The 20,463-nt window shown below is 66.7% G+C and carries 19 protein-coding genes; 10 read left to right on the top strand and 9 right to left on the bottom strand.

Annotated elements, in window-relative coordinates:
• Positions 1-3 precede the first annotated feature (3 nt).
• The 6 genes from hemA (at position 4) to BX604_RS05370 (ending at position 5,327) form a co-directional block, all read left to right on the top strand.
• Positions 4-1,302 (top strand): glutamyl-tRNA reductase, encoded by a 1,299-nt coding sequence (gene hemA / locus BX604_RS05345; RefSeq protein WP_098549890.1) that lies wholly within the window; start codon positions 4-6, stop codon positions 1,300-1,302.
• A 91-nt stretch (positions 1,303-1,393) separates the two neighbouring features.
• Positions 1,394-2,476, top strand: coding sequence for a peptide chain release factor 1 (prfA, locus tag BX604_RS05350; protein ID WP_098549891.1), 1,083 nt, complete (start codon positions 1,394-1,396; stop codon positions 2,474-2,476).
• Between the two features lie 7 nt (positions 2,477-2,483).
• Positions 2,484-3,326 carry a peptide chain release factor N(5)-glutamine methyltransferase gene (gene prmC / locus BX604_RS05355; RefSeq protein ID WP_098549892.1) on the top strand — a complete coding sequence of 281 codons (843 nt, stop codon included), beginning with the start codon at positions 2,484-2,486 and terminating at the stop codon, positions 3,324-3,326.
• Positions 3,327-3,393: 67 nt separating this feature from the next.
• Positions 3,394-3,705 (top strand): Grx4 family monothiol glutaredoxin, encoded by a 312-nt coding sequence (gene grxD / locus BX604_RS05360; RefSeq protein ID WP_027783412.1) that lies wholly within the window; start codon positions 3,394-3,396, stop codon positions 3,703-3,705.
• A 13-nt stretch (positions 3,706-3,718) separates the two neighbouring features.
• Positions 3,719-4,315, top strand: coding sequence for a UbiX family flavin prenyltransferase (locus BX604_RS05365; RefSeq protein ID WP_098549893.1), 597 nt, complete (start codon positions 3,719-3,721; stop codon positions 4,313-4,315).
• 220 nt (positions 4,316-4,535) lie between these two features.
• Entirely contained in the window at positions 4,536-5,327 is a 792-nt protein-coding gene (locus BX604_RS05370) for a DODA-type extradiol aromatic ring-opening family dioxygenase (RefSeq protein ID WP_098549894.1), read from the top strand.
• 46 nt (positions 5,328-5,373) lie between these two features.
• Here the strand turns inward: BX604_RS05370 and BX604_RS05375 are convergent, their stop codons facing one another.
• Together BX604_RS05375 and BX604_RS05380 are read right to left on the bottom strand one after the other, a co-directional pair.
• Positions 5,374-6,258, bottom strand: a complete 885-nt coding sequence (locus BX604_RS05375) for a bifunctional helix-turn-helix transcriptional regulator/GNAT family N-acetyltransferase (RefSeq protein WP_098549895.1) — start codon at positions 6,256-6,258, stop codon at positions 5,374-5,376.
• Positions 6,259-6,422: 164 nt separating this feature from the next.
• Complete coding sequence (locus tag BX604_RS05380; RefSeq protein ID WP_098549896.1) at positions 6,423-8,021, bottom strand: APC family permease; 1,599 nt, start codon at positions 8,019-8,021, stop codon at positions 6,423-6,425.
• A gap of 421 nt (positions 8,022-8,442) precedes the next feature.
• Between BX604_RS05380 and BX604_RS05385 the strand changes: the two genes are divergently transcribed.
• A complete protein-coding gene (locus tag BX604_RS05385) occupies positions 8,443-8,646 on the top strand; it encodes a cold-shock protein (RefSeq protein WP_006477070.1) in 204 nt (67 codons plus the stop codon).
• Between the two features lie 124 nt (positions 8,647-8,770).
• Here the strand turns inward: BX604_RS05385 and BX604_RS05390 are convergent, their stop codons facing one another.
• The 3 genes from BX604_RS05390 to BX604_RS05400 form a co-directional block, all read right to left on the bottom strand.
• Positions 8,771-10,021: an Hsp70 family protein gene (locus BX604_RS05390; RefSeq protein ID WP_098549897.1), complete on the bottom strand. Its 1,251-nt coding sequence runs from the start codon at positions 10,019-10,021 to the stop codon at positions 8,771-8,773.
• Between the two features lie 196 nt (positions 10,022-10,217).
• Positions 10,218-10,823, bottom strand: a complete 606-nt coding sequence (locus BX604_RS05395; protein WP_098549898.1) for a nitroreductase family protein — start codon at positions 10,821-10,823, stop codon at positions 10,218-10,220.
• A 157-nt stretch (positions 10,824-10,980) separates the two neighbouring features.
• Positions 10,981-12,264: an MFS transporter gene (locus BX604_RS05400; RefSeq protein WP_098549899.1), complete on the bottom strand. Its 1,284-nt coding sequence runs from the start codon at positions 12,262-12,264 to the stop codon at positions 10,981-10,983.
• A 219-nt stretch (positions 12,265-12,483) separates the two neighbouring features.
• Here BX604_RS05400 and BX604_RS05410 point away from each other — a divergent pair, with 219 nt between their 5' ends.
• Complete coding sequence (locus tag BX604_RS05410) at positions 12,484-13,107, top strand: TetR/AcrR family transcriptional regulator (RefSeq protein WP_098549900.1); 624 nt, start codon at positions 12,484-12,486, stop codon at positions 13,105-13,107.
• A 76-nt stretch (positions 13,108-13,183) separates the two neighbouring features.
• Positions 13,184-13,756: a DUF1415 domain-containing protein gene (locus BX604_RS05415; protein WP_098549901.1), complete on the top strand. Its 573-nt coding sequence runs from the start codon at positions 13,184-13,186 to the stop codon at positions 13,754-13,756.
• A 55-nt stretch (positions 13,757-13,811) separates the two neighbouring features.
• On the opposite strand, the gene BX604_RS05420 is transcribed toward BX604_RS05415, so the two are convergent.
• The 3 genes from BX604_RS05420 to BX604_RS05430 form a co-directional block, all read right to left on the bottom strand.
• The gene (locus BX604_RS05420) at positions 13,812-14,702 is read right to left on the bottom strand and encodes a class I SAM-dependent methyltransferase (RefSeq protein ID WP_098549902.1); all 891 of its coding nucleotides are present in this window, start codon (positions 14,700-14,702) and stop codon (positions 13,812-13,814) included.
• 89 nt (positions 14,703-14,791) lie between these two features.
• The gene (locus BX604_RS05425) at positions 14,792-15,925 is read right to left on the bottom strand and encodes a methyltransferase (RefSeq protein WP_098549903.1); all 1,134 of its coding nucleotides are present in this window, start codon (positions 15,923-15,925) and stop codon (positions 14,792-14,794) included.
• 129 nt (positions 15,926-16,054) lie between these two features.
• Positions 16,055-16,549: an LEA type 2 family protein gene (locus tag BX604_RS05430; RefSeq protein WP_098549904.1), complete on the bottom strand. Its 495-nt coding sequence runs from the start codon at positions 16,547-16,549 to the stop codon at positions 16,055-16,057.
• A gap of 641 nt (positions 16,550-17,190) precedes the next feature.
• Between BX604_RS05430 and BX604_RS05440 the strand changes: the two genes are divergently transcribed.
• On the top strand, positions 17,191-19,368 hold the full coding sequence (locus BX604_RS05440) for a M1 family metallopeptidase (RefSeq protein WP_098549905.1): 2,178 nt from the start codon (positions 17,191-17,193) through the stop codon (positions 19,366-19,368).
• 115 nt (positions 19,369-19,483) lie between these two features.
• Here BX604_RS05440 and BX604_RS05445 read toward each other — a convergent pair whose 3' ends face one another.
• The gene (locus tag BX604_RS05445; protein ID WP_098549906.1) at positions 19,484-20,404 is read right to left on the bottom strand and encodes a LysR family transcriptional regulator; all 921 of its coding nucleotides are present in this window, start codon (positions 20,402-20,404) and stop codon (positions 19,484-19,486) included.
• Positions 20,405-20,463: the final 59 nt, after the last annotated feature.

Genomic DNA, 20,463 nt, shown 5'->3' on the forward strand with positions numbered 1-20,463 from the left:
GATATGCAACTCCTCACGATCGGAATCAATCACCACACTGCGCCTGTCGCCCTGCGCGAACGCGTGGCGTTTCCGCTCGAGCAAATCAAGCCGGCTCTCGTCACGTTCAAGAACGTATTCCTCGGCCCCCAGGCGCCCAACGCACCTGAAGCGGCGATCCTGTCGACCTGCAACCGCACCGAGCTCTATTGCGCGACCGACGACCGGGCCGCGCGCGAAGGCGCGATTCGCTGGCTGTCCGAGTATCACCAGATTCCCGTCGACGAACTCGCGCCGCATGTCTATGCGTTGCCGCAGTCGGAAGCGGTCCGGCACGCATTTCGCGTCGCATCGGGCCTCGATTCGATGGTGCTCGGCGAAACGCAGATTCTGGGCCAGATGAAGGACGCGGTACGCACCGCGACGGAAGCCGGCGCGCTCGGCACCTATCTGAACCAGTTGTTCCAGCGCACCTTCGCCGTCGCGAAGGAAGTGCGCGGCACGACCGAGATCGGCGCGCAGTCGGTATCAATGGCTGCCGCCGCGGTTCGCCTCGCGCAGCGCATTTTCGAAAAGGTGTCGGATCAGCGCGTGCTGTTCATCGGCGCCGGCGAGATGATCGAGCTGTGCGCCACGCACTTCGCCGCGCAAAGCCCGCGCGAACTCGTGGTCGCGAACCGCACCGCCGAACGCGGACAGCGGCTTGCCGAACGCTTCAACGGCCGTGCGATGCCGTTGTCGGATCTGCCGACCCGCATGCACGAATTCGACATCATCGTGTCGTGTACCGCGTCGACGCTGCCGATCATCGGCCTGGGCGCGGTCGAGCGTGCGGTGAAGGCGCGCCGCCATCGGCCGATCTTCATGGTCGACCTCGCGGTGCCGCGCGACATCGAGCCGGAAGTCGGCGAGTTGAAGGACGTATTCCTCTATACCGTCGACGATCTCGGCGCGATCGTGCGTGAAGGCAACGCATCGCGCCAGGCCGCGGTCGCACAGGCCGAGACGATCATCGAGACACGCGTCGAGAATTTCATGCAATGGCTCGACACGCGCAGCGTCGTGCCGGTGATCCGTCACATGCATACGCAGGCCGACGCGCTGCGCCGTGCGGAAGTCGAGAAGGCGCAGAAGCTGCTCGCGCGCGGCGACGATCCGGCCGCCGTCCTCGAAGCGCTGTCGCAGGCGCTGACCAACAAGCTGATCCACGGCCCGACGAGCGCGCTCAATCGCGTGAACGGCGCCGATCGCGATTCGCTGATCGACCTGATGCGCGGCTTCTACCAGCACGCACCGCGCTCGAACGACCCGTCCGGCCACTAGCGCCGGCCGACTGCCCTGCCACCGGCCCGTTGTTGCCTGCCGCCGGCCTATCCTTTCCGAATACCCTTGCCCGGGAGCGCCGCTCCACACCATGAAGACGAGCATGCAACGCAAGCTCGACCAGCTGTCCACCCGGCTGGCCGAACTGAACGACCTGCTGAGCCGCGAAAACGTCACGGCCGACCTCGACCAGTACCGCAAGCTGACGCGCGAACACGCGGAACTTGGCCCGGTCGTCGAACAGTACGCGCTGTGGCGCCAGTCGCGCAGCGACGAGACGGCCGCGCAGGAGCTGCTCACGGATGCGTCGATGCGCGATTTCGCCGAAGACGAGATTCGCAGCGCGCGCGAGCGCATGGTCCACCTCGAAGGCGAGTTGCAGAAGATGCTGCTGCCGAAGGACCCGAACGACGACCGCAACATCTTCCTGGAAATCCGCGCGGGCACCGGCGGCGACGAATCGGCGCTGTTCGCGGGCGACCTGTTGCGCATGTACCTGCGCTTCGCGGAGCGCCGGCGCTGGCAGGTCGAGATGATGTCGGAGAGCCCGTCGGACCTCGGCGGCTACAAGGAAGTGATCGTACGGATCGCCGGCCAGGGCGCGTATTCGCGCCTGAAGTTCGAATCGGGCGGCCATCGCGTGCAGCGCGTGCCGGCGACCGAGACGCAGGGGCGCATCCACACGTCCGCGTGTACGGTCGCGGTGATGCCGGAAGCCGACGAGATCGGCGAGATCGAAATCAATCCGGCCGACTTGCGGATCGACACGTTCCGCGCATCTGGCGCGGGCGGCCAGCACATCAACAAGACCGATTCCGCGGTGCGCGTCACGCACATCCCGACCGGCATCGTCGTCGAGTGCCAGGACGACCGTTCGCAGCACAAGAACAAGGATCGCGCGCTGAAGGTGCTCGCCGCGCGGATCAAGGACAAGCAGTATCACGAGCAGCACGCGAAGGAAGCCGCGACGCGCAAGAGCCTGATCGGCTCCGGCGACCGCTCGGAACGGATCCGGACGTACAACTTCCCGCAGGGCCGGATGACCGACCACCGGATCAACCTGACGCTGTATCGCCTCGAGGCACTCATGGACGGCGATCTCGACGAACTGATCGGCGCGCTCGTCACCGAGCACCAGGCCGAACTGCTCGCGTCGCTCGGCGACGCCGACTGAGGCCGCGATGCCCGACCTCACCGCCGACCAACTGCTGCGCGCGTCGCCGCTCGACGCGGTCGATGCGCGCGTGCTGCTCGCGTACGCGCTCGGCTGGACGCGCACGCAGCTGATCACGCGCGGCGAAGCCCCGCTCGAACCCGCCGCGATCGAGCGCTACCGCCTGCTCGAAGCACGCCGCATGTCCGGCGAGCCGGTCGCGCAGCTCATCGGCATGCGTGAATTCTTCGGCCGGCCGTTCGACGTGACGCCCGACGTGCTGATCCCGCGCCCCGAAACCGAACTGCTCGTCGAAGCCGCGCTCGATGCGATCGACGGGCTGCCGCATCCGGCCGTGCTCGATCTCGGCACCGGCAGCGGCGCGATCGCCGTGTCGATCGCGGCCGAACGCCCCGACGCGCGCGTGTGGGCACTCGATCGCTCGGCAGCCGCGCTCGACGTCGCGCAGCGCAATGCGGATAAGCTACTCGACGCGGATCGCCGCGGCGGCCCGCTGCACTGGCTGCAGAGCGACTGGTACGCGGCACTCGACCCGGCGCTCGCGTTCGACACGATCGTCAGCAACCCGCCTTACATCGCGCAGCACGATCCGCATCTCGCGCAGGGCGACCTGCGTTTCGAGCCGCTCGGTGCGCTCACCGACGACGCCGACGGCCTCAGCGCGATCCGCACGATCGTCGCGGGCGCCGGCGCCTACCTGAAACCGGGCGGCACGCTCTGGATCGAGCACGGTTACGACCAGGCCGAAGCCGTGCGCGCGCTGCTCGTGTCGCGCGGCTTCGTCGCGGTCGAGTCGCTCGCCGACCTGGCCGCGATCGAACGCACGACAGGTGGCCGCCTACCCGGCTGATGGCCGGCCCGAGCGGTTGAAATCCGCTATCATTTCGATCTAACGCCCCGCAAACGCAAGGTCAGTCATGGACACCCAACAACGTATCAAGCAAATCGTCGACGAAAACCAGGTCGTGCTCTTCATGAAGGGCAACGCACAATTCCCGATGTGCGGCTTTTCGGGCCGCGCCGTGCAGGTGCTGAAGGCCTGCGGCGTCGACCAGTTCAAGACGGTCAACGTGCTCGAGGACGACGAAATCCGCCAGGGCATCAAGGCATTCTCGAACTGGCCGACCATCCCGCAGCTGTACGTGAAGGGTGAATTCGTCGGCGGCTCGGACATCATGATGGAGATGTACCAGTCGGGCGAACTGCAGCAACTGTTCGCCGCCGCGTAACACCCGCTTTCCGATGGCATCTCCCAGCGCGCCGCCACGCCGGCTGATCGTCGCGATCACCGGCGCCACCGGCGCGGTCTACGGCGTGCGGTTGCTCGAACTGCTGCGCGCCGCCGGCGGCGTCGAAACGCATCTGCTGGTTTCGAACGCCGGCTGGCTCAACATCCAGCATGAACTGAAGCTGTCGAAGGCCGACGTCGAAAGCCGTGCGGACGTCGTGCATGCGGTGCGCGATGTCGGCGCGACGATTGCGTCCGGTTCGTTCGCGACCGACGGCATGGTGATCGCGCCCTGCTCGATGAAGACGCTCGCGAGCGTCGCGCACGGGCTGTCGGACAACCTGATCACGCGCGCGGCCGACGTCACGCTGAAGGAACGTCGCCGTCTCGTGCTGATGGTGCGCGAAACGCCGTTCAACCTCGCGCATCTGCGCAACATGACGGCCGTGACCGAAATGGGCGGCATCGTGTTTCCGCCGCTGCCTGCGTTCTACGCAATGCCGAAGACGATCGAGGAACTCGTCGACCAGACCGTCACGCGCGTGCTCGACCTGTTCGCACTCAACGCGCCGATGACGACGCCGTGGGCCGGCATCCGTCTCGCGCAGTAAGCCGCCGCACGCACCGTACGGGCGCCATCGCGCGCACATTTTCGTCGATTCAACCGCCTACCGGCCCGAACCTGCAGCCGCTAGACCACGCAGGTTTCGGCCCGCCTGGAATCGCCGCAATTATCAACATTTACGATTCAATCAAATTCTCCAGAACACGTTTATCAACATTCGGTACGCGCCTATAGTCACAGGCAATTCCTTCTTGCAGGCTTCCATCATGAACCGCTTGCCCTCGCTCTACCTGTCCCACGGCGCCCCCACGCTGCCGATCGACCCGACGCTGCCGTCCGGCGCATTCACGCACCTCGGCGCCGAGCTGCCGCGCCCGCGCGCGGTGCTGATGCTGTCCGCGCACTGGGGCACGCAGCAGCCGGTCGCGAGCATCACCGCCCACCCGGAAACGATCCACGACTTCTACGGCTTTCCGCAGGCGCTGTACGAGATCCGCTATCCGGCGCCGGGCGCACCCGACGTCGCCGAACGTGCGGCCACGCTGCTGAACGCAGCCGGCATCGCCACCGCCACGAACGAGCGCGGTCTCGATCACGGCGCCTGGGTGCCGATGCTGCTGATGTTTCCGGAAGCCGACGTGCCCGTCGCGCAGTTGTCGATCCAGCCGCGTGCTGACGCGGCCCATCACTTCGCGCTTGGCCGTGCGCTGCGGCCCCTGCGTGACGAAGGCGTGATGGTGATCGGCTCCGGCCAGATCACGCACAACCTGCGCGCGGCTGATTTCGGCGCGGCGCCGGAAGATGCGGATCCGCGTGTCGCTGAATTTACCGACTGGTTCGAGGCGAAGCTGGCCGCGCGCGATGTCGACGCGCTGCTCGACTACCGCCGGCAGGCGCCACATGCGGCGCTGATGCATCCGACCGACGAACACCTGCTGCCTGTGTTCACCGCACTCGGCGCGGCCGACGACGATTACCGGCTCGGCATCCAGTCGCTCGGCACGTACCAGCGCGTGCTCGCGATGACGAACTACGTGTTTGCGAGCGCGGCCGCGTAAACAGCTTGGGGGCTTGGTGACTCGGTAGCCAGGCTCGCTCCGCAGTTCACCCGAGCCGTTTCTCGAACCAGTGGTGCGCGTACGGCTCGTCGCTGAACGCCGCCACTTCGACGTAACCGCTCCCCCGATACAGCGCAATCGCCTCCGTCAACGCGCGGTTCGTCTCGAGCCGTACCGCGCGTGCGCCGGCCATGCGGGCCTGCGCTTCCGCCTCGGCCAGCAAACGCTGGCCGATGCCCAGACCGCGCGCCTGCGCCGCGACCCACATCCGTTTCAGTTCGGCGGGCGCGCCGCGATGGACCTTGAGCGCGACGCAGCCGACCGGCCGTCCATACAGCCGGGCCACGATCAGCGCGCCAGCCGGCGCGGTCAATTCATGCAAGTCGGCCGACAGGCTGCGCGACGGATCGAAACCCGCGTCGAAGCGGGCGTTCAACTCGGCGAAATACTGCTCGATGCACCAGCGCGCATCGTCGCTGGCCGGCGGCTCGACCTCGAAGCGCACGAACGACGCCTGCAACAGCCGCTCGACCTGCGCCATCGCGCCGAGCAGTTTCTCGCGTTGCCCGTCGGTCAGCGGCGACAGCAGGCTGGATGCGACATCGTCGGAACGCCGGTCGAGCTCGGCCCATTCGGCCAGGCCGGCGTCGGTCAGGCGCGCGTGCCGCACGCGACGGTCGCCGGTATCGGTGTCGACCGTCACGAGCCCCTGCCGCTCCAGCGCGCCGAGCAGCCGGCTCAGATAGCCCGAATCGAGCCCGAGACGCGCCCGCAGCGTGCGCAACTCGGCGCCCGCCTCGCCGATCTCCCACAACAGCCGCGACTCCCCCATCGGCCGGTCGCGCCCGAGAAACTGCGCATCGAGCGCGCCAATGCCTTCCGCGACAATCCGGTTGAAGCGCCGCACCTGTCCGATCGAATCTCCATCCATCGCCGTTCCCTCATGTCACGCGCCACGATTATCTGACTCTAGTCAGATAATCGTGCGTCGTCAAATCCGGCGACCCAAACAAAAAGCCCGCCCGAGCAATGCTCGGGCGGGCTTTTTGTTTGCGCGTCCTGCCGCCGCCGATTCCGGCGGCAGGTCAGGCGTCGTCAGGCACCGATCCCTTCGAGGATCTCGTCGTGCGACTCGCGCTCGTCGAGATACTTGGTCCGATAGCCCGTGCTCACGCCCCAGAAGTAGAACACCAGCGCGATCGCCGCGACGATCAGCATGTCCCAGCCGTACGGCAGATAGCCGAGACCGCCGAACTCCTTGCTGCCGATCACCGACAGCACGGCCATCGTCGGCAGGTAGGCGACCAGCCACCATGCAGCCTTCAGGTCGGCACTCCAGCCAGTCCAGCCCGACCGCGCCTGGAAGAAGAAGTACACCGGCAGCGCGACGACCATCAGCAGGATGATTTCGCCCGTCAGCGGCCACTTCGCCCAGTACAGGATCAGCGATGCGCAGACAAACGCGAACGGCGCGATCAGCGTCATCAACGGGATCGACAGCGGACGCTCGATGTCCTTTGCCGCACGGCGCAGCGCCATCAGGCTGATCGGGCCGGTCAGGTACGAGATGACCGTTGCGACCGAGATCACTGCCGCGAGCGAGCTCCAGCCGCGGAAGAAGAACAGGAAGATGAACGACACGAGCAGGTTGAACCACATCGCCTGACGCGGCACGCCGTAGAGCGGGTGCACGTTGCCGAACATCTTCGGCATCGTGTTGTTGCGCTCCATCGCGTAGATCATCCGCGTGGTCGTCGCCATGTAGGTCGTGCCCGTACCGCTCGGGCTGACGAACGCGTCGACGTACAGCAGGATCGCGAGCCAGTTCAGGTTCAGCGCGATCGCCAGCTCGGCGAACGGCGACTTGAAGTTGAAGTGCGACCAGCCCTGTGCGACGTCGAGCGGATTCACCGAACCGATGTACGCCATCTGCAGCAGCACGTAGATCACGAGTGCGATCAGGATCGACGAGATCACCGCGAACGGCACGCTGCGCGACGGATTGCGCGCTTCACCGGCTAGGTTCACCGGACTCTGGAAGCCGTTGAACGCGAACACGATGCCGCTCGTCGCGACCGCGGTCAGCACGGCCGACCAGCCGTACGGCGCGAAGGTCGCATTCGATGCGGTGCCGAGGTTTTCCGAGTGGAAGCTCGTCAGCATCAGGCCGAGGATCGTGAGGCCGGGGATCAGGAACTTGAAGATCGTGATCGTCGTGTTCGCACGCGCGAAGGCCTTCACGCCCCAGTAGTTGAGCATGAAGTAGATGACCACGAGCACGGCCGACAGCAGCAGCCCGGGTGTCGTCAACTCGCCGTTCACGAACAGCGCATGCGCCCATGGATACGGCCACGTGCTCATGTACTGGATCGACGCCTCGGCCTCGATCGGGATCACGGATACGATCGCAATCCAGTTTGCCCACGCGCTGATGAACCCCACCAGCGAGCCGTGCGAGTAGCGCGCGTAGCGCACCATGCCGCCCGACTCCGGGAACATCGCGCCCAGTTCGGCGTACGTCAGTGCAATCGCGAGAATCACGACTGCGCCGATGATCCAGGCGCAGATCGCCGCCGGACCGGCAATCTTCGCGGCCTTCCAGGCGCCGAACAGCCAGCCCGAGCCGATAATCGAACCCAACCCCGTCAGCATCAATGCAAACGGGCCGATGTTCCGTTGAATAGAACTCTTCACATCCTCTCCTGTGTCTCAAAAAGCATGGTCGGCCTGCGGTCCGGGATCGGCTCGGACAGCACCGCGCACGCATTCTTGGGGGGACCCGTCATCCGATCGGGGCAACCGGGTCCGCGCGGCGCGTAGTTTAACGGTTGCACCTGCAAGTTGGCGGCAAATTCGTTCGGCCCCTACAAAAAATCCGCACGGCGTGCAAGCTTTGTAAACCTGAGATCCGCAATAACCCTGACCGTATGGAAATACGGTTGACCGCGGATCCAATAAGCCGTATAAATGACTTTGCAGGATTTCAAGCGGCGAGTGAATTGGTTCTTTCGTAGTTCGCCCATCAACGGTACTCCGGTTGGTCCTATTACCCCCTTCCTTGATTTTCCGCACCCATGGGCCTCGGCCCCGTTTTATTTTTTTAGGAACAAGTAACATGGCAACCGGTACCGTCAAGTGGTTCAATGACGCAAAGGGCTTCGGCTTCATCACCCCGGAAGGCGGCGGCGACGATCTGTTCGCGCACTTCTCGGAAATCCGCGTCGAAGGCTTCAAGACGCTGCAAGAAAACCAGAAGGTTGAATTCGAAGTGAAGACGGGCCCGAAGGGTCTGCAAGCTGCGAACATCCGTCCGGTCTAAGTTCGGCGCGATATTTCGTGTAAAAAAGCCCCGCTTCGGCGGGGCTTTTTGTTTTCCGGCGCGCAAATCCTGTTGCCGCCGATAATCCAAACGGCCGTCGGCCGTGTTGGATTTTTGCACGCGCTCAGCCGAACAACCGTTGCGCGTGAATGCCGAGCCCCGTCGCGACACTGGCGAGACGATCGCCGAACACCGGCTGTGCATCCGGGAACGTGCCCGCCAGCGCACCCGACAGGAACGCGAGGCCGGTCGAGCCGCCGGTGAAATACAGCGCGCCGACGTCGCGCGGCGCAACGCCCGCGAGCCGTACCGTCTCGCGCGCGGCCTCGACGATGCGCGCGGTGTCGTCGACGCTCGCATCGACGAGGCGATCCGCATCGAACGCAATCTGCAGATCCTCTTCCACGTCGTTCAGGTCGATCATCGTCTCCCCGCCCGCCGCAACGCCGATCTTCGCTTCTTCCGCGCGCGCCATCAGCGCATGCCCGAGCCGCTGCTCGACCACGCGCGTGAGCCGGTCGTATTGCCGCACCTCGCGGTACAGGTGCTTCATCAGCTTCAGTTCGCCCAGCCGCTTCGGCGTGTAGACCGTGTTGATCAGGTGCCAGGTCGCCAGGTCGAAGTAGATGCGGTTCGGCAGCTCGCGCCCTTCGGGATCGAGCGAGCGGTAGCCGAACGCGGGCAGGATTGCCGCGAGCTCGACGCGCCGGTCGTAATCGGTGCCCGCGACGTGCACGCCGTGGTGCGCGAGCACGTCGTCCTTGCGCTCGAGGCGCGCCATCCGCTGCGGGCCGACCCGCACCAGCGAGAAGTCCGACGTACCGCCGCCGATGTCGGCCACCAGCACGAGCCGCTCGGCCTGCTGGCGCGACTCGTAGTCGAACGCGGCCGCGATCGGTTCGTACTGGAAATGCACGTCCTTGAAACCGACCGACTGCGCGGCCGCTTCGAGCTGATTCTGCGCGAGGCTGTCGGCGCGCGGATCGTCATCGACGAAGAACACCGGGCGGCCGAGCACCGCACGGCCGATCGGCGCGCCCGCGCGTGCCTCGGCCTTGCGCTTCAGGTGCGTCAGGAAGCGCGCGATGATCTCCGTGTACGCCATCGCGCTGCCGTCGCCGAGATCGGTCGTGGTCTCCGCGAGCGGCGACCCGAGGATGCTCTTCATCGAACGCATCAGGCGGCCGTCGAAACCGTCGATATAGGACGCCAGCGCCGCACGGCCGTATTCGACCGTCTGCTCGTCGCTGTTGAAGAAGATCGCGGTGGGCAGCGTCAGGTGGTCGCCCTCGACGGGCGCGAGGCGCATGCCATCGCCGTCGGGCAGCGCCACGGCGGAATTGGACGTGCCGAAATCGATCGCGCAGTAAGTCATGGGAAGGTGCCGCAGCATGGCCGGCGCGAAAACGGAAAGGACGGGCTTTTTATCATGAAGCCCGCCGGATCACAACCGGGGACGACCGCCGGTGCCGCGTAACCGGCTCGCGGATGCCGCGATCGCGCGCGGGTAGCGCGCGGCTGCGGCAGGCGCGGACGGGGGGTGCACGATGCAGGCCCGCCCGCGTGCGCGATCAGGCAGCGGCGTCGAAGCCCTTCTTCCACGCGCCCGCGTAGACGACTTCGCCGAGCGCATGACGCGTGCGCGGCGCCTTTTCGCGGTCGCGCAGCACCGGATCGAGCTTGTCGACGTTGCCATAGTGGCCGATCGAGATGAGCGCCGGGATCGCGACATCGGCCGGAATCTCGAATGCATCGCGGAACGCCTTCGGGTCGAAGCCGCTCATCTGGTGCGCGGCGAGCCCCAGCGCGTGCGCCTGCAGCACCAGCGACATCGCGGCCGCGCCCGCATCGTACAGCGCCGTCGGCGCGGGCTCGCCCTTCGACGTAAGCGTATGCGCGGTCACCGCGACCAGCACGGGCGCCGGTGCGTTCCAGCCCTGATTAAACGGCACGAGCGTCGCGAAAGCGCGCTTGAATGCGGCTTCGTCCTGCGTGCGATCGAACACGATGAAGCGCCACGGCTGCGCGTTGTAGGCGGACGGCGCCCAGCGCGCGGCTTCGAGCACCGCGTGCAGATCGGCGGCGCTGACCGGCTCGTCCGAGTACGCGCGCGGACTCCAGCGGCCCGCGATCAGGTCGTGGATCGAAACAGTGGTGGGTGCAGGTTTGACGGACATGCGGTTCCTCGCTGACATCGATGAAGGGGCGCGAACGCCCGGCGAACCGCAAGCATAACCGCTTGAGCCGCCACGCGCCCGCCGATCCCCCGCAATGCAAATCACCGATCCTGCATTGACCAGCCGCTCCCGCACGCGGCCGGCCGTGTCGCCACGCTCACGCAGCCTGCGCAGCCGCGCGGGACGGGCCGCGATTGATACGCAGCACGATCAGCGCGCCGACGATGCACAGCCCGCCCGAGATCATCGACGCGATCGTATAGGTCCCGAGGCTCGCGCGCAGCAGCCCCGCGCCGAGCGCCGCGAATGCCGCGCCGAGCTGGTGACCGGCGACGATCCAGCCGAACACGACCGGCGCGGCAGCCTTGCCGAACACATCCGTGGCAAGCCGCACGGTCGGCGGCACGGTCGCGATCCAGTCGAGCCCGTAGAACATCGCGAACAGCGGCAGCCCGAAGAAATCGATGCCGAACGCGTGCGGCAGGTAGATCAGCGACAGCCCGCGCAGCCCGTAGTACCAGAACAGCAGGACGCGGTTGTCGTAGCGGTCGGACAGCCAGCCCGACAGCGTCGTGCCGAACAGGTCGAACACGCCCATCGCGGCGAGCAGCGATGCGCCCTGCACTTCGGTCATCCCGTAGTCGCTGCACATCGCGATCAGGTGCGTGCCGACATAGCCGTTGGTGCTCGCGCCGCAGATGAAGAAGCTGAAGAACAGCAGCCAGAAATCGCGCGAGCGGCTTGCCGTCAGCAGCGCGCGGAACGCGACCGCCAGCGGGTTTTCCTTCGTCGCGTCAGGCGCGGGCGGCGCATCGGCCGGCTCGCCGTACGGGCGCAGCTGCACGTCGGCCGGCCGCTCCGGCAGCAGGAACGCGACCAGCGGAATCACGATCGCAGCCGCCACCGCCACCACCAGCACGACCGGCCGCCAGCCGTGGCGCTGCGCGATCGCCGCGAGCATCGGCAGGAACACGAGCTGGCCGGTGGCCGTGCTCGCGGTCAGGATCCCCATCACGAGACCACGCCGCGCATGGAACCAGCGGGTGACGAAGGTCGCGGACAGCGTCAGCGCGACGACGCCCGTCGAGCAGCCGACCATCAGGCCCCAGATCAGCACCATCTGCCAGCTCTGCGTCATCAGCGACGACAGCGCGACGCCCGCGCTCATCGTCACCAGCGCGGTCAGGATCGTCGGGCGCAGCCCGAAGCGCTGCATCGCCGCCGCCGCGAACGGGCCCGTCAGGCCGTACAGCGCGATATTCACCGAAATCGCCAGCGAGATCGTCGCGCGGCTCCAGCCGAGCTCGCGCTCGAGCGGCACCATCAGTACGCTCGGCGTCGCGCGCGTGCCGGCCGCCGCCAGCAGGATCAGGAAAACCACCGCCGCCGCGAGCCATCCGTAGTGGAAGCGCCCTCTGATTCGTGTCACTGCCCAGTTCATGCTCTCGTTCTCCAGTTGGCGCGCCCGGCGCGCGTGCGCCGGCACCACCCCACCACCAGGCCACCTCCGCCGCACGCTGCATCGGCTGACCTGGGGCCGACACCTGGCATTTGTCTGTCGATCCGACCGGCATTGTTACCGATCAGTCACAAGTGTGTTGCGATCGTAGTGACCAGTCGGTAACATGTCAAGCAATTCACCACGCAGTCGAGGGTCATCATGTCGGGCATCGAGGCCGCCAACAAGCCGCCGGCACGCCGCACGCGCCGGCCGATCGCCGCCGCCGCCGCGCAGGAACACCTGCTGCGCGCCGCCGAGGAGCTGTTTTACAAGGAAGGGGTGCGCGCGGTCGGCGTCGAGGCCGTCGTGGAACTCGCGGGCGTCAACAAGATGAGCCTGTACCGGCAGTTCTCGTCGAAGGACGAACTGATCCTCGCGTATCTGGAGCGGATGGACGCTTGCTTCTTCGCGCGCCTCGATTCGAGCGTCGCGAAGCACCTGGGCCAGCCGAAGGCGCAGTTGATCCAGTATTTCGTCGATCTCGCCGAGCGCGCGACGCAGAAGGACTATCGCGGCTGCCCGTTCGTCAACGTCGCGGCCGAATTTCCGGATACGTCGCATCCGGCGCGCGAGCGCGTCGCGCAGAACAAGGAACAGCTGATGAAGCGGCTCGTCGAGCTCTGCGAAGGCGCCGGCGCGCGGCAGCCGAAGACGCTGGCCGACGCGCTCGCGCTGGTGGTCGAAGGCATCTACGCGGCCAGCCAGACCTACCGGCACGGCGAAACGCCGATCGGCACCGCGCCCGCGCTGGTCACGCAGCTGATCGAAGCCGCGTGCGCGTGACGGGCGGCGCACGCCCGCGCCCGGCGTGCCCGCTACAATGCGGCCCTCACCGCTTCTCTGCCCCACCGCCTTCGCCATGACCGACACCCGCCCCGACTCGCACGACGACATCCTCGCCGCCACGCGGCACTGGCTCGCGCGCGCGGTGATCGGACTCAACCTGTGTCCGTTCGCGAAAAGCGTCTATGTGAAGGAGCAGGTGCGTTATGCGATCAGCGAAGCGACGACGCTCGAGGACGCACTGGCCGACCTCGAAACCGAACTGCGCGCGCTCGAAGCGGCGGATCCGCAGCAGGTCGACACGACGCTCGTGATCTATCCGCGCGCGTTCGCGGATTTCGTCGACTACAACAACGCGCTGTTCTTCGCCGACCGGCTGGTGCGACAACTGCGGCTCGACGGCGTGCTGCAGATCGCGAGCTTCCATCCCGAGTACCGGTTCGAAGGCAGCGAACCCGACGACATCGAAAACTACACGAACCGCGCGCCGTACCCGATCCTGCATCTGCTGCGCGAGGACAGCATCGCGCGCGCGGTCGACGCGTTTCCGGACGCGTCCGCGATCTACGAGAAAAACCAGGAAACGCTGCGCCGCCTCGGCCACGACGGCTGGCAGGAATGGATGCACCGGCCGGGCGACGACGTCTGACACGTCGCGCGAAGGCCGGCTCGCGCGCGACGGACGTGCCGCGCGTCGGCTCGGGTCAGTCCTCGGCCGACTCGACGGCCGCGCCGGCCTCGGCAGCAGGTGCCGGCACGAAGAAGCGCTCGTTCAGTTCGGCCAGCCCGAACATCCCGAGGATCTCGTTCAGCCGCTCGCCGGGCTTGCGGCGCGGCAGGTTCTTGTACTGCGCGATGATCAGCTCGTTCTTCATCGAATGCTCCCAGCCAACCAGCTCGGTCACGCTGACCTGGTAGCCGTGCGCCTCGAGCTGCAGACAGCGCAGCACGTTGGTGATCTGGCTGCCGAATTCGCGCGTGTGCAGCGGATGCCGCCACACTTCCGTCAGCGCGTTCGCGAGCGACTTGCCCTTGTTCCTGCGCAGCACGCCGGCGACTTCCGCCTGGCAGCACGGCACCAGCACGATGTGCTGCGCGCGCTTCGCGAGCGCGAAGCGGATCGCGTCGTCGGTCGCGGTATCGCACGCATGCAGCGCGGTGACGACATCGACCGTTTCGGGCAGCTTCGGCGACGTGATCGAATCGGCAACCGACAGGTTCAGGAACGACATGCCGCCGAACCCGAGCCGTGCGGCGAGTTCGGTGGAACGCGTGACGAGCTCTTCGCGCGTCTCGATCCCGTACACGTGCGACGCGAACGCCGTCGTGCCGTGCCCCGACTGCTGCTTGAAGAACAGGTCGTACAGGATGAAGCCGAGATACGACTTGCCGGCGCCGTGATCGACGAGCGTCACGCTGCCCTTGTCGGCCTGCACGCTCGCGAGCAGCGGCTCGATGAACTGGAACAGGTGATAGACCTGCTTCAGCTTGCGGCGGCTGTCCTGGTTCAGCTTGCCGTCGCGGGTCAGGATATGCAGTTCCTTCAGCAGCTCGACGGACTGCTCCGGACGGATTTCGTGGGTCTTGTTCGACATCGTGATGCGACGCCGGGCCACGGTCGGTCGACCACGGCCCGGCGGCGGGAATTCGTGAGGAATGGCGATAGTTTACCGAAAATGCGCGATCAGGCCCGCGCGCCGAGTCGCCAGAGCGACGTGACCTCGGCGCTGCGCGCCGCGTGCAGCGGATCGTCCGCGTCGGCCGCCTTCGGGTGCGCGGGGCGGATGTCTTCGCGGCCGAGCACGACGAGGCCGGCTTCGTCGATCCATTGCAGCAGCGTGTCGCGCGGCCGCAGGCCGAGATGCTCGGCAAAATCGGACAGGATCAGCCAGCCTTCGCCGCCCGGTTCGAGATGGTCGGCAAGCCCGGCGAGGAAACCGCGCAGCATGCGGCTGTCGGGATCGTAGACCGCGTATTCGATCGGTGCGCTCGGACGGGCCGGCACCCACGGCGGGTTGCAGACGACGAGCGGCGCGCGGCCGGCCGGAAACAGGTCGGCTTCGATCACGTCGACGCGCTCGGCGTGGCCGAGCCTCGCGACGTTTTCTCGCGCACACGCGAGCGCGCGCGGATCCTGGTCGGTCGCGACGATGCGCTCGATGCCGCGCGATGCCAGCACGGCCGCGAGCACGCCGGTGCCCGTGCCGATGTCGAACGCGAGCGACGTCGCCGGCAGCGGCGTGCGCGCGACCAGTTCGACGTATTCGCCACGCACCGGCGAGAACACGCCGTAGTGCGGATGGATCGGCGCGCCGCCGAGCGCCGGAATCGGCACGCCCTTCTTGCGCCATTCATGCGCGCCGACGAGGCCGAGCAGTTCGCGTAGCGACACGACCGACGGCACGCCGCCCGGCCCGTACGCTTCCTCGCACGCAGCGCGCACGTCGGGCGCGCGGCGCAGCGCAATCGTGTAATCGGCGTCCAGCGGAATCAGGAGCATCCCGAGCGTGCGGGCGCGCTGCGATTGCGCGAGCCGGTGCAGGTTGAAGGCGTCGACGCCGGCCGCGGCCTTCGCCTTCTTCGGCTTGCGTTCGACGCGACGCGCCATCGCCTGCACGAGCTGGCGCGCATTCTGGAAGTCGCCCTGCCAGACGAGCGCGGTGCCCTCGCAGGCGAGGCGGTACGCCGCATCGGCGGTCACGCGATCGTCGGCGGGCACGGCGCGCTTGGGCGGCTGCACGCCGGCTTCGGAGCGCCAGCGCGCGGCATGTTCCGCGCCGTCGGCGTCGGTCCAGTGGAAAACGGGGAAATCGGTCACGCGAGCTCTGCTACGGTTGGCTTCAGACAGGCGGCGGGATGGCGCCGCGCGGACCACACCATACCGCGCTTTGCCCGCGCGGCAAAGCGTGCGTTCCCGCCCCTTTCAGCGGGGTCGCCGCTGCGCCGCCTACCCGCCCCAGGCCGGCATCGCCGGCATGCGCAACGTGCCCGCGTCGTTGAAGTGCACGGTGCCGAGCACGCCGCCGGCGAGCCGGCCGCGCAGCGCATACGGCAACTCGCCGTTCGCGGCCGCGCCGGGGAGATTCCACGCCTGCCGCGCGGCAGCGAAAGCCGATACCGAGACGGGCACGTCGATCACGGTTTCGCCGAAGCGCGGCACGCTGCCCGTCCGGTCGCTGACCCCGCTTGCGAACGGCGTGCCGTTCAGGTCGAGCGCGACGGCGATGCCGTCGTATTCGATCGGCGCGTCGTTCGGGTTCTGCACGCGCAGCTTCAGGCTGAACCGCATCTCGAGGCCCTGCCCGACGAGCGGATCGAGCCCGACGACGGTCACGCTCACGGGCTCGCGCGTGAGCCCCGCGCAACCGCCGAGCATGAGGACGGCAGCGAACAACAGCAGCGCGGCACGCAGCGGCGCGATACGGAACAGGGCGCGTGGCACGGCAGACCTCCTCGATGTCATGATCGACGCATCATCGCTGCATTGTACCGAGCGCGCCGGGTCACACCATGATTCGTAGTTTTCGCTTATCGGCGAGATCGTTAATAGATTAAAACTACGAAAACGACAGCCAAACAGAAAGCGAATTAATGCTTTTCACCATTCAATCGCACACGAAAAACTCAATAGACGCGCCTTCTAATTTTTTCGTTTCCTTTACTCAAAACCATCAAGTATATTTACGCATCCTTCGAGCAGGCCGACAAACCTTGAAGCCGCATGACGGCGATTTTACGGAACGGCGACACGCCGTCCGTCCGTCGCGCGGCCTGGTGCGGCCGGCCCCGTGGGTCGTCGGTTCAAAGGGAGCGCGCCCGCAGCGGGCGTGCGGCCCCGTGTCGTGCGCGCGAAATCAATTCAGTACAACACGCGCACGACCATTTTTAACCGGCAAGTTAACCGATATCCGGAAAACACAGAGGGGGCAGTAAACCATGATTACCTTCACGTAGTCGGTCGACCGTCTTTTTCGAATAATCCGCCATTGGCATTTCACGTCGCCGTTGATTAACGACGAGGGATTCCTTTTGCCGGCGTTTTCGCAGCACTGAACGATTCTTTCAACAATCGAGGTTTCAGTCATGTCGATCAACATTCACAAGATGCGTTATCTGCCGCTCGTCGCCGCACTGGCACTCGCCGGGTGCGGCGGCGACGACGGCGGCATGGGCTCGGCTTCCGCGCTCAGCTCCACCGGCGCACCGCAGTCCGGCTCGACGCCCGCCACGCCGCCGAGCGCACCGCCGCCCGCCACCTCCAACGTCGACAAGAGCGTGTCGCCGGTCGAACTCCCGGACACCGTCGTCCCGGTCAACTACCGGCTATGGTTCCGTCCGAACGACGCGCTGAACGCGTTCGACGGGCGCGCCGACGTCGAGATCAAGGTGCTGAAGCCGGTCAACAACATCGTGATCGCCGGCCACCGGATCAAGTTCACGAACGGCCGCATCACGCTGCAGCCGGGCAACATCCAGCTGATCGCGACGCCGCAGGACAAGGGCGACTACTACCAGTTGCGCCCGGTCAGCGGCACGATCGCGGCGGGCAATTATTCGCTGCACATGGAGTGGTCGGGCATCATCAACTTCAAGTCGTATGACGATCCGGTCGCGAAGACCGGCGGCAGCTGCGGCGACGATCCGTATCCGGGCTGCTCGGCCGCGGAAGGCGTCTTCCGCGTCGACCTGAAGGGCACAGACGGCAAGACGAGCGGCGCGATCCTCACGCAGGGCGAAACCAACCTGGCGCGCCAGTGGTTCCCGGGCTGGGACGAACCCGCGTTCCGTCCGACCTATGAAGTGACGGCCGAAGTACCGCAGAGCTGGCGCGTCGTGTCGAACGCGGCCGAGAAGCCGTCGACCAACGTCGGCGGCGGCTACAAGCTCGTGCAGTTCGAGAAGACGCCTCCGATGCCGTCGTACCTGCTGTTCTTCGGCGGCGGCATGTTCGATACCTACGAAGACAATTTCACGAGCCCGCTGCCGGGCGGCAAGGGCGGTCTGCACCTGCGCGTGTTCACGCCGCCGGGCATGAGCGACTGGGCGAAGCCGGCGATGGACCGCACCAAGCAGGCGCTCGACTTCTATTACCGCTACACGGGCATTCCGCTGCCGCTGACGAAGTTCGACACGGTCGCCGCGAACGACGCGTTCAAGGACCAGAAGGACCTGAACTTCGGCGGGATGGAGAACTGGGGGTCGATCCTCGAATTCGCCGACGACATCCTGCCGCAGCCGGGCCAGCCGATGTCGCAGTACGGCAATGAAGTGCTGACGCACGAAGTCGCGCACCAGTGGTTCGGCGATCTGGTCACGGCCGACTGGTGGGATAACGTCTGGCTCAACGAGTCGTTCGCGACGTTCTTCGAGACGAAGACGACGATCCAGTTCTTCCCCGACCAGTTCAGCTGGCTCGACCAGGTGAAGAACAAGTACCGCGTGATCAACCGCGACATCGGCCCGAACGCGTTCCCGGTCGCACCGAACTTCAACGACTGGGCGTCGAACGATTTCGTGCTGAGCGCGAGCGCGTTCACGTACGACAAGGGCGGCCACGTGCTGAAGACGCTCGAGAACTATCTCGGCGAGCAGACATTGCGCCACGGCCTGCAGCAGTACCTGGTCGACTACTCGTTCGGCAACGGCACGCCGAAGCGTCTGTGGGATGCGCTGTCGAAGGAGAGCGGCCAATCGGTCGGCCCGATCGGCGACAGCTACGTGCGCCAGACGGGCGTGCCGCTGATCTCGCTCGACACGCAGTGCGACCTGACGAAGAACCAGACAGTCGTCACGCTGAAACAGCAGCCGTTCCCGAACAAGAACGCGTATCCGGGCCTGCAATGGACGGTGCCGATCACGCTCGCGTACGGCCAGGGTCTCGCGAAACACACGACGCTCGCGCTGAAGGACACGCAGGCGCAGACGCGAATCGAAGGCTGCACCGGCGTGGTCGCGGATCCGACCGGACTCGACTACTACGTCGTGAACTACAGCGACGCGGCCTGGAGCGGCCTGCTCACGCAGATCAACATGTCGACCGATCCGGTGCTGCTCGCGAACCTGAAGAGCGAGGCCGCGCTGCTCGTCGCGAACAACCTCGCGCCGGCTTCGCGTTCGACGTCGATCGGCTCGGTCGCCTCGCCGGCCGCGATGAAGCTGCGCCAGACGCCGAGCTTCGGCGGTATTGCGCCGGTGGAGAAGGAGCGTCCGGCGCTGCGCTACCAGGGCATGTTCAAGCCGCGCAAGACGGTGGCTCAGTAACGTTGTCGCACGACCGGCCGCACCGCGCATGCCGCGGTGCCGGCCGGCGCTTCCCGCTGTTCGACGGGCCCCGCATGCGGGGCCCGTTTTTCATTGCACGCCGTCGGTCACGTCTTCACGTCCACGCGGCATCCCACGCCGGCTGCGCGAACCACGTGACGAGGAACGCAACCAGCCGCGCCGCGCGTGCGCTACCGCGCGCCTGCTGGCGCAGCACGTGGATCGTCGCCGGCTCGGATGCTGCCGCGTAACGCGGCAGCAATGCACACAGCCGACCGTCGCGCAACGCGTCCCCCGCGAGCCACGTCGGCAGGTGCGCGATGCCGAGCCCGTCGATCGCCGCTTCGAGCAGCGCCTCGGAATGGTTGCTGCGAAACCGCGGCTGCGACGGCACGTGGCGGCGGCCGTCGAAACGCCATGCGCCCGGCGGCGGCGCACCGTGCCACGCGAGGCAATCGTGCCCGGCGAGCGCGTCGGGCGCTTCCGGTTCGCCGCGCCGCGCGACGTAATCGGGGCTCGCGCACAGCACGCGGCGTTGCGGCGCGAGCACGGTCGCGACGAAGCGCGTGTCTTCCAGCGGACCGATGCGCACCGCGAGATCGACGTCGGAGCCGAGCCGCGTGCCTTGCGGGTCGACCATGCTGTCCGTCAGCAACAGGTCGACCTGCAGCGCCGGGTGGCGCTGCATGAATGCGGCCAGCGCGGCCATCAGGTGCCGGCGGCCGAACGGCGCCGGACAGTCGACACGCAACAGCCCGCTCGGCTCGTCGTGCTGGCTGTGCAGGTCCTCCTGCAGCCCGCGCAGTTCGGCGAGCATCCGCGTCGCGCGTCCGTACAGCAGCAGCCCGGCCTCGGTCGGCCGAAGCGCGTGCGTGGTGCGATGCAACAGGCGGATGCCGAGCTGCGCCTCGAGCCGGTCGATGCGCCGCGTGACCGACGACGCGGCGACGCCCTGCCGGCGCGCGGCGGCCGAAAAGCTCTGCTGGTCGACCACGTCGACGAACAGCGCCAGATGCGGAGAAAGAAAGTCGTCCATGCCGGCTCCCGGAATTGCTATGCACTAAACGCAAAACAATCATCCGCCTTTGCGTGTTT

Origin of the sequence: Burkholderia sp. JKS000303 (assembly GCF_002563755.1) — a bacterium.
GTDB classification, from domain to species: Bacteria; Pseudomonadota; Gammaproteobacteria; order Burkholderiales; family Burkholderiaceae; genus Burkholderia; species Burkholderia anthina_B.